The following is a 6,996-nucleotide window of genomic DNA, read 5'->3' on the forward strand; positions in this document are numbered from 1 at the left end:
GTCGCTTCATGTTGCTCAATCTGCTAGTCGGAATTCCCGTGATGTTGCTCTGCCTCCTCATGCAGGCGTACTTCGTGGCGCTCTGCCTGAAATACTTCGTGCGTTATCGGAAGCTCTGGCAGGGGCATGATTCGCAATTGCGCAACACCGGATACCTGGCCGTGGTGATGCTTCTGATGCTGCTGGGCAATTTCGTGCAGATGGCGATCTGGGCGGCGTTGTTCCGGCTACTTGGTGAGTTCGATGACTTCGCAACCGCGCTTTACCACTCGGCGGTCAACTTCGCGACCCTGGGTTACGGCGACATCGTCATGTCTGGCGCCTGGCGCTTGCTGGGACCGCTGGAGGCCGCCAACGGCATCCTCATGTTCGGGGTGTCCACCGCCGTAATGACTGCGGCGGTGACCGAAGTCATCAAGCTCCACATGTCACGAGGGCTGCACAAGCAGGACGACTAGACTGTATCTGTCAGTCCGCCTTCGCCTGGAGGTGCAGCATGGCGATCCGCGAAGGTTTCATCGGTAGTGTCGGAAACACGCCGCTGCTGCGTCTCGAAAGCCTGAGCAACGAGACCGGTTGCGACATCCTCGCCAAGGCCGAATTCCTCAATCCCGGTGGGTCGGTAAAGGATCGCGCGGCGCGCTCCATCCTCGACGACGCCGAATGCCAGGGCTTGCTGTATCCCGGCGGCACCGTGGTAGAGGGCACCGCCGGCAATACGGGAATCGGCCTGGCACACATCTGCGCGGCGCGTGGATATCGCTGCATCATCGTGATTCCTGACAACCAGTCCCCGGAGAAGCTCGACCTGTTGCGTACCCTCGGCGCCGAAGTGCGTCCGGTGCCGCCCAGGCCTTACAAGGACCCGGACAATTACCAGAAGATCGCCGGACGGCTGGCCGCCGAGCTGCCAGGGGCGATCTGGGCCAACCAGTTCGACAACACCGCCAATCGGCAAGCCCACTTCGAAACGACCGGCCCGGAAATCTGGGCCGATACGGATGGTCGGCTGGATGCCTTTGTCTGCGCCACCGGTACCGGTGGCACTTTGGCCGGGGTGGCGCGGTTCCTCAAGGCGCGTGACCCGGGCATCCGCATCGTCCTCGCCGACCCGCTGGGCAGCGCGCTGTACAACTGGGTGAAGCACGGTGAACTGGTGGCCGAAGGCAGCTCCATCACCGAAGGCATCGGCACCACGCGTATTACCGCCAACCTCGAAGGCACGCCTATAGACGACGCCGTGCAGGTGGACGACCCCGCCTGCGTGGCCATGGTCTATCACCTGTTGCGGGAGGAGGGCCTGTTCGTCGGTGGCTCCTCCGGCATCAACCTCGCCGCGGCTGTGCAGGTGGCCCGCGCGTTGGGGCCGGGGCACCGGATCGTGACCCTGCTCTGTGATCGAGGCGGGCTCTATCAGGGGCGGCTGTTCAATCCGGCGTGGTTGGCGGAGAAGGGGCTGGCTGGTGCGGCTGGGTTCTAGGCTGTCGTTGCGCTGGGGCTTTCAGATCAGCCTTGGCACACGCTTGAGATGTTTCCCCCTCACTCAAGCCCCCTCCCTCTGGGGGAGGGGGGATTCGGCAGTACTGCGAGCCTCGGGGCATCAGGTGAGAGGGAAGGGGGAGAGGGTCACTCTGCTTCAGCTAGCCAGATCAGGATCGAACTGCAGCAGCAACGACCAGGGCGCATTGCAGTTGCCGACGAAAATCGGATGCAGCAGGCATATGGCGTTGCCGGCGCCCTTGAAGCGCAACGTCTGGCCATCGCGAATTGCACTGCGCGCATCGCCAGGAAGTTCGTTGGCCGGGGTGCCCAGCCGCTTCTCGTTCGGGTGAGTCACGTAGTGGGCAGCGTTGGAAAGCAGCGCGTAGTGGCCGTTGCCGAACGGCTTGAGCTGGCTCAGACGCTCCTGAAGCTGTTGCAGGCTGTAGTCGGCACCGAGGATGCCGAGGAAGCGCCCGCCGGCCTGCATCGGGGTCATGAAGGAGGTCATCAGCACCGTGTTGCCGGCCACCGTGTACTCGTAGGGCTCCATGAACAGGTCGCGGCCTTTGCGCCGGGGTAATTCGTACCAGTCGCCGTCGTAGCCCACCAGGCACTCGCGCTGGATGGCGCCGGCGCCCCGGTTCCAGTAGGCCATGATGCGGCCGGTATGGTCGTGCCCCGGCTGGTTGGCGAACTCGCCGTCACGGCCGTCCAGGGCGTTGGGTTCGCTGGCACAGGCGAAAGCCAGCAGACCGGGGTTTTGCAGCAGGAATTGCTGCATCACGGCGTCGATCTGCTCGCGCTGCGGGCCGAGGCCCTGGGCATGCAGGCCGAGGATGAAATGCTTAAGGCCATAGAGCGCAGTAGCCATTACCGCAAACTGGTTCTGCAATTGCTGCGCCTCTCGGGCGAGCAGGACCGCAGCCGTCTCCGCCTTTGAGGCGCTTTCCGCTCGTTGCACCTGCTCGAGGGCCTTTTCGCTCTCCTGGCGGATGGTGGCGACCACGTTGCCAATATCGGCGGTGGCGTTGGCCGACTGGGTGGCCAGGCGCCGCACCTCGTCCGCGACCACGGCGAAGCCGCGACCGAGTTCGCCGGCGCGAGCAGCCTCGATGGCGGCGTTGAGGGCGACCAGGTTGGTATTCCTGGCGATCTGGCGGATCACGTCGGAAACCTTGCTGATCTCGTTCCAGCGGCTGTTCAGGCCGTCGATCAGCAGCTTGACCTGGTCGAGGGTGGAGTTGTCCTGGACGCCGTCGTCCGATATGGGCGCCTGGGGCTGTCGGGTACTGCTCTGCATGGTGGGCTACCGAAATGGATTGGGGCAGGAAGACGCCACAGGCAGTGGCGCGAAACCGGGGCCCGATCTCTCGTACCCCGGATGGCCTCGACCTGTCAGCCGAGTTCGCTGACCGCCCGGTGGGCTTCGTCTATGGCCGCGTGGGCATAGGCGCTCCAGGCCGAGTCGGAGTTTGCGATTGTCACGTTGCCTACCGGCTTGCGCGCCAGGAGCATGGTTTTCTCGCTCTCTTTTTCATCGTCGAACAGTGAGTTGGAGAAGTAGGCGTAGCCGTGGGACCAACGGTTCACGGTAATGGCGAGGATGTCTTTCTGGTGGTCGAAACCACCTGGACCGAGCATGCGCTGGAGCTGGTCGCGAAGCTGCGCTTCGAGCTGCTCGAAGGTCGTCGCATAGAGCTTGGCACGGCCAGTGCGGGCCTGGGTGCGGGCGTCCATGCCGGAGTTAGGCGACGTCGGCACGTAGACCATGTGCAGGCCGATGGGCTGCTTCGGTTCCCGCGGGTGGTTGTAGCCACCGAGGTCTACCGGGTAGTCCAGTTTGATCCGGCTGTAAGGCTGCGTGGTCGCATAGATTTCGTGCACGCCGAGCTTCTGGAAACTCTCCCAGTTGCGGATCACCACCTTGGTGTACACCAGCGGGAACTTCACGTTCTGACTCAGAGCCTGGGCCTGGTCGGGGGAGAGGTCGGGCAGGAGATAGGGAATCATCATGTTGTAGCAGGCCATTACGCAGTGCTTGCTACGTACCCTGGCCAGCTGGCCGCCACGGCTGTAACCGATATCGACGCCGCCGGCGCGGTTCTTCACGTTCACCGCCGTGCTGTTGAGGCGCAGGCGTACGGGGCTGCCTGCGACGTCCAGCTGGCTGTAGTCGAACTGCGCCAGGACGATGTCGTCCATGCCCTTGCCGGGCGCTACGGCCGGGATCAGGTCGCGCACCAGCAGGCGTGCCACCGAGGCGTTGCCGTCGGGGAAGTGATAGATGTACGGCTCTTCCATCTCCGCCTTGGCTTCCTCGCCAATGGGCGGCAGCTGCATCGCCGCGAAGCCGGGGAAGCCGACGTAGTAGGCGTCGTAGGCAGCTACGGCATCGATGCTGAGGGCTGAGAAATCATTGGTGCGGCTCTGGAAGTACTTCACCGCACCCTCGGACAGGCCAACGTCCTTGAGCAGGAAGTCGCGGTAGCTGGTTTTGGCCAGGTGGGCTTCCTTCTCGTCGCTTGTCTTGCCGGCCAGGTAGTCGCGGGGCGCTTCATAAAGATCGATCAGCGCCTGGCGGTCTGCCTCGGGCAGCGGGAAGTCGCTGATGAATGCGCGCCAGGAGCGGGCATTGAGTTTTTCCGGGGCGATGTCGTCGGCCACCATGGGTGTCGGGTCGCCGCTCACCAGCTTGTCCACGCCGAAGTTCTCCTTGTCGAAGAACACCCCGCGGGACAGGCCGAGGTTGGGGTAGAAGTTGCGATCGAAGGCGGTCTCGAAGCGCTTGATGTCGACACCGAGCTTCTTCAGCAAGCCATTCACGGTCTCGCTGTAGAGGTGGTTGGGCGACTGGAAGGATTCGCTGCCGCCGTAACCGATGATCATGCGGCCACCGACCTCGAACTCGTTGCGCTTGGCGTGGCCGCCGAAGTCGTCGTGGTTCTCGATGATCAGGATGCGCGCATTGGGCTGCTTCTCGCGGTAGAACCAGGCGGCAGCCAGGCCGCTGATGCCACCGCCGACCACCACCAGGTCGTATTCCTCGGCTACCGGCATGCCATCGGTGTCGAATTTCTTCTTCTCCCAACCCATCTGGTGGGCCACTTCGAAGGCGCCGGGGTGGCTGCCGCGCAGGCCGGTGAGGGCCGGCGGGTAGTAGCGGCCGGACGGCGCTGCGCGCAGCAGCTGCGTGGGCGTGAGGCCGGCGGCGATGGTGAGGGCGACACCGTTGAGGAAATCACGGCGGGTGATGGTCATAGCGAATCCTTGCAAGGCAGTTGTTTTCGATCTTTGCAGCGACGCTGGCGCGAAGCCGGGCGGGAGGAGACCGGTGCCCCGCATTGGGGGCACCGGTGAAGGGGTTACCAGCCGAGTTGCTTGTTGAAACCGAGGGCATCGTAGTAGTCGCCCTGGTAGGTGATCTTGCCGTTCTTGACGCGTACGAAGCTCACGCCTTCGAACTTCAGCGGCTTGTTGGTGGCCGGGGTTTCGGCACTCCAGGCACCGCTGTTGGTACCCGCGAATTCCCACTGGAAGGCGATGCCTTCGGCGCTGACGATGGGCTCGCTGATCATTTTCCACTTCAGGTCCGGCACGGCGCCGATGAACACCTTGATGACGTTGTCGCGGGCAGCCGCACGACCTTTCTGCGGCGTGCCGACGGTGGCATCGAAGTATTCCGCGTCCTCGGCCAGGAAGCTGGCGGCCTTGTCGACGTCGTGGGCGTTCCAGGCAGCCATGTAGCCATCGACTATGGCCTTGGCATCGTCAGCCGCCTGGGCCATCCCGGCCATGGCGAAAAACAGGATGAAGCTGAAATTACGCAAGGTATTACGCATTGCTCGTTCTCCTGGTTGGGTGAGGCGTACTGCGGGTGGAACGTTCTTGCTTTGCTTGTCTGTGGAGGCGATCTCAATCGCTAAGGGCGGCGTAGCTGCCCCAAGGTTTCCCCGGGCAGGCCTGCGGCCTGCTTGGCGAATGAAATCGCCCCTACAGCAGGTGGCGCGAATCCGGGCGTCGCTCACGCCGTGCGGGCTAGGCGAGAAGAGCGGAGAACGCGGAATGTACTGTTGTACATGAGCATTTCGACGTTCTTCTCAACAACGCCCGAGCAAGCGAGCGGCGGCCGGATCAGTGCTTGAACATCACGTGGCGAATGGCGGTGTAGTCCTCCAACCCATACATGGACATGTCCTTGCCGTAGCCGGAGTGCTTGACGCCGCCGTGGGGCATTTCGCTGACCAGCATGAAATGAGTGTTGACCCAGGTGCAGCCGTACTGCAGGCGCGCGGACAGGCGGTGGGCGCGGCCGACGTCGGCGGTCCAGAGGGAAGAGGCCAGGCCGTAGTCGGAATCGTTGGCCCACTCCAGCACCTGCTCCTCGCTATCGAACTCGGTGACCGAGACCACCGGGCCGAACACTTCGCGGCGGACGATCTCGTCGTCCTGGCGGGCGCCGGCGAGCACGGTGGGCTGGAAGAAGAAACCCGGGCCGTCGACACGCTTGCCGCCGGTGACCACCTGGATGTGCGGCACGGCGGCAGCGCGCTGGACGAAGCCCTCGACGCGCTCCAGGTGCTGCTCGGTGATCAGCGGGCCGAGTTCGGTATTCGGGTCGTCCTGCAGGCCGGTCCGGATGCTGCCGACGGCTTCGCCGAGCTTGGCGACGAACTTCTCGTAGATGCCTTTCTGCGCGTAGATGCGGCAGGCGGCGGTGCAGTCCTGGCCGGCGTTGTAGAAGCCGAAGGTGCGAATGCCTTCCACGGCGGCGTCGATGTCGGCGTCGTCGAAGATGATCACCGGGGCCTTGCCGCCCAGTTCCATGTGCATGCGTTTCACGCTGTCGGCGGTGCCGGCGATGATGCGCGAGCCGGTGGCGACCGAGCCGGTGAGGGAGACCATGCGCACCTTCGGGTGGGTGGTCAGCGGTTCACCGACGCTCGGGCCGCGGCCGAAGACCATGTTCACCACGCCGGCGGGGAAGATCTCGGCGATGTACTCGGCGAGCTTCAGGGCGGTCAGCGGGGTCTGCTCGGAGGGTTTCAGTACCACGGTGTTGCCGGCGGCCAGGGCCGGGCCGAGTTTCCAGGCGGCCATCATCAGCGGGTAGTTCCACGGCGCGATGGAAGCGACCACGCCGACCGGGTCGCGGCGGATCATCGAGGTATGGCCGGGCAGGTACTCACCGGCGGCGGAACCGCTCATGCAGCGGCTGGCGCCGGCGAAGAAGCGGAACACGTCGGCGATGGCCGGCAGTTCGTCGTTCAGCGCGGCGGCGTAGGGCTTGCCGCAGTTCTGCGATTCCAGGCGGGCCAGTTCTTCGGCGTGGGCGTCGATGCGGTCGGCGAGCTTGAGCAGGAGGGTGGAGCGGTCTTTCGGCGAGGTCTGCGACCAGGCCGGGAAGGCGGCGTCGGCGGCGCGCACGGCGGCATCGACCTGGGCCGGGCTGGCCTCGGCGATTTCCACCAGGGCGGTGCCCAGGGACGGGTTGAGCACGGCGAGGCTGGGGCCTTC

6 protein-coding genes are annotated in these 6,996 nt (G+C 64.5%); 2 read left to right on the forward strand and 4 right to left on the reverse strand.

Translation table 11 applies throughout. The annotated features are described in order from the left end of the window. Positions 1 to 8 precede the first annotated feature (8 nt). Together E8E75_RS06485 and E8E75_RS06490 are read left to right on the forward strand one after the other, a co-directional pair. Positions 9 to 458 (forward strand): potassium channel family protein, encoded by a 450-nt coding sequence (locus E8E75_RS06485; protein ID WP_120654795.1) that lies wholly within the window; start codon positions 9 to 11, stop codon positions 456 to 458. A 38-nt stretch (positions 459 to 496) separates the two neighbouring features. Then, on the forward strand, positions 497 to 1,480 hold the full coding sequence (locus E8E75_RS06490; RefSeq protein ID WP_120654796.1) for a cysteine synthase A: 984 nt from the start codon (positions 497 to 499) through the stop codon (positions 1,478 to 1,480). 156 nt (positions 1,481 to 1,636) lie between these two features. Here E8E75_RS06490 and E8E75_RS06495 read toward each other — a convergent pair whose 3' ends face one another. From E8E75_RS06495 to E8E75_RS06510, 4 genes are all read right to left on the reverse strand, one after another. Further along, the gene (locus E8E75_RS06495) at positions 1,637 to 2,782 is read right to left on the reverse strand and encodes a methyl-accepting chemotaxis protein (RefSeq protein ID WP_153917062.1); all 1,146 of its coding nucleotides are present in this window, start codon (positions 2,780 to 2,782) and stop codon (positions 1,637 to 1,639) included. A gap of 95 nt (positions 2,783 to 2,877) precedes the next feature. Further along, a complete protein-coding gene (locus E8E75_RS06500; RefSeq protein WP_120654798.1) occupies positions 2,878 to 4,740 on the reverse strand; it encodes an NAD(P)/FAD-dependent oxidoreductase in 1,863 nt (620 codons plus the stop codon). A gap of 104 nt (positions 4,741 to 4,844) precedes the next feature. After that, positions 4,845 to 5,321 (reverse strand): ester cyclase, encoded by a 477-nt coding sequence (locus E8E75_RS06505; RefSeq protein WP_120654799.1) that lies wholly within the window; start codon positions 5,319 to 5,321, stop codon positions 4,845 to 4,847. A gap of 292 nt (positions 5,322 to 5,613) precedes the next feature. Further along, on the reverse strand, positions 5,614 to 6,996 hold a 1,383-nt coding region (locus E8E75_RS06510; protein WP_280357711.1), incomplete at its 5' end, for a gamma-aminobutyraldehyde dehydrogenase.

Origin of the sequence: Pseudomonas sp. BN606 (genome assembly GCF_029873115.1) — a bacterium.
In the GTDB taxonomy this organism is placed as follows: Bacteria; Pseudomonadota; Gammaproteobacteria; order Pseudomonadales; family Pseudomonadaceae; genus Metapseudomonas.

Bases quoted from the DNA above. Each gene is read 5' to 3' on its own strand.
- E8E75_RS06485 (WP_120654795.1), top strand. From the start codon at position 9: ATGTTGCTCAATCTGCTAGTCGGAATTCCCGTGATGTTGCTCTGCCTC.
- E8E75_RS06505 (WP_120654799.1), bottom strand. From the start codon at position 5,321: ATGCGTAATACCTTGCGTAATTTCAGCTTCATCCTGTTTTTCGCCATG.
- E8E75_RS06490 (WP_120654796.1), top strand. From the start codon at position 497: ATGGCGATCCGCGAAGGTTTCATCGGTAGTGTCGGAAACACGCCGCTG.
- E8E75_RS06500 (WP_120654798.1), bottom strand. From the start codon at position 4,740: ATGACCATCACCCGCCGTGATTTCCTCAACGGTGTCGCCCTCACCATC.
- E8E75_RS06495 (WP_153917062.1), bottom strand. From the start codon at position 2,782: ATGCAGAGCAGTACCCGACAGCCCCAGGCGCCCATATCGGACGACGGC.